This is a genomic window from Rugamonas sp. GW822-FHT03B10 (assembly GCF_058801745.1).
Genome location: NZ_JBXANP010000058.1, coordinates 1 through 588, shown reverse-complemented (window position 1 = coordinate 588; position 588 = coordinate 1). Strand labels below are relative to the sequence as shown.

The following is a 588-nucleotide window of genomic DNA, read 5'->3' as shown; positions in this document are numbered from 1 at the left end:
TCGCCAAGGCATCCACCATGTGCACTTATTCACTTGTCCCTATAACTTTAGCCCCTTGCGACTAAACAAAGGAGCGGCCATAGGAATAAGAAGTACTTATGTTGTTACGTTTGTTGATACATACAATCATTACCCATCACAGCAATCTTTCGATTAATGTGATCAATAAATAATCTTTACTTTTACTTCTTCCAGATTGTTAAAGAACATACAGCACTTGATCTCTAAAAGATCAAACCTAAATCGCAACCAAGCCTGGCTGACTTACGTTTGAACTTTTGGTGGAGGATGACGGGATCGAACCGACGACCCCCTGCTTGCAAAGCAGGTGCTCTCCCAGCTGAGCTAATCCCCCGTTTGTATTCAGGCGAAACTGGTAGGGCTGGTTGGACTCGAACCAACGACCCCCGCGTTATCAACACGGTGCTCTAACCAGCTGAGCTACAGCCCCAAATGCTGTTCTTCTAATTTACAGTCGATAAGTGTGAACGCTTGAGGATGATCCGAAGATCAGTGCGACTCTAGAAAGGAGGTGATCCAGCCGCACCTTCCGATACGGCTACCTTGTTACGACTTCACCCCAGTCAC

General features: G+C 46.3%; 2 tRNA genes and 1 rRNA gene. All 3 read right to left on the bottom strand.

The features are described from left to right. Positions 1–279: 279 nt before the first annotated feature. A tRNA-Ala gene (locus tag AC1RQG_RS27850) sits at positions 280–355 on the bottom strand. A 19-nt stretch (positions 356–374) separates the two neighbouring features. Then, a tRNA-Ile gene (locus AC1RQG_RS27845) sits at positions 375–451 on the bottom strand. 74 nt (positions 452–525) lie between these two features. Then, positions 526–588: ribosomal RNA gene (locus AC1RQG_RS27840) — 16S ribosomal RNA — on the bottom strand; the annotation flags it as partial.